1 protein-coding gene is annotated in these 1,344 nt (G+C 48.9%); it reads left to right on the top strand.

The genetic code is table 11. The features are described 5' to 3' along the window. Positions 1-371: 371 nt before the first annotated feature. The coding region (locus N1032_RS23270; protein WP_259542722.1) for an AP2/ERF family transcription factor at positions 372-1,344 on the top strand (973 nt) is incomplete at its 3' end.

Here is a 1,344-nt window from a genome sequence, read left to right as displayed (position 1 = left end):
CTAAAGCGAAACTAGGCGGAGAATTAAATCATTCACGGCGCTGATGTAACCCCGCGTAGGTATTCCAAAACCGTGATACACGCTCTTTTATAATTCGACTGCTAAGCAAACAAATATAGGATTATTGCGCCCGTTATTATCGGGCGCGGTATGATATGGAGCTTACTTAGTGCCTTACGTTAAATCCCCCTCGACGGTAGCCGCCGAAGAGGTGCAACGCTTGATAAACTTAGGCCTTGTCTATAGTTTGACGTTGAAGATTAACGGCGAGGCTGTAAGCCATCATTACACGTTAGAAGATGCAAGGCGGGCAAAGACCCGCAAAACCCGCGTGATAGCCACGCAAAAACTTTTACTAAACAGGTAACAAAATGGCACGTACAAAAGCATTTGAGATCAGCAATAAATCGAAGGGCCAGGCTTATTTGTCTGGCATGGGTTATAAAGGTGTTTTGCGGCGCGGTTCTAAATATGGGTGGAAGTATGAGGACGGTAAAACAAGCCAGTCGAAAGGCGGCTTTGATACCGCCGAAGAGGCCGCCTATAATTACGATGAATTTTTATTACATTATATCGGCCCTAATGCCGATACTAATCAGGCTTTAGGTTTTTTGAAATTAAAGACTGTATTAGAAATACGTGAAAAGATTCGTAAGAGTGAACGCCCGGTTAATAAAGCACTAAAACACGATAAACGAGCCGATAAAATCGGCGCTACTGGTTATCGTGGTGTATCAGCAAATAGCAGTAAGAAAAAGCCCTTTAAATCCCAGATCTATTTTAACGGTAAATATGTTTCTATTGGCACATTTGTAACTGCCGAAGAAGCCGCCCGCGCATATGACGCGTTTGTTTTATCCCATATCGGCAATGACGCCAAAACGAATATTTCATTAGGCTTATTGCCCCCTATGGGCGAAGAGCCGTTATTAAAGCGCGCCCCTGCCCCGGTCATTGAGCTGGAACAGGAAGACGACGTTCTGCCGGTGCCGATGTACCGCACGCCGGAAGAGGAACGCGAAGCGCAACGCCTGGCGGCGCTGGCGATGGCTGACGAAGAGGAAGAGGAGTTAGAAGAAGCGATAGCCCCGGCGGCCGTTCACGCTGTTCCTGAGCCTACCCCTGCCCCAGCTGCGCCACCGGCGAAGACAACGGAATTACTGGTTATGAGTGACGCCGACAAGCTGCGCGCCCGCGCTGAAGCAATGCTTCGCGAAGCCGCAGAGATTGAAGCCGGTGATCTGAAGCGCCAGGCGGCCACGCGAATCGACGCCCTGAGCGAGAAGATTAAAGGAATGCAGCGCACCATGTTGCTATTTATTGATTGCTGCGCTGAGTTTGAGC

This window comes from Herbiconiux daphne, from assembly GCF_024979295.1.
In the GTDB taxonomy this organism is placed as follows: domain Bacteria; phylum Actinomycetota; class Actinomycetes; order Actinomycetales; family Microbacteriaceae; genus Herbiconiux; species Herbiconiux daphnes.
Note: the sequence above shows the minus strand (reverse complement) of the source record. Positions and strands in the feature narration are given on the sequence as shown.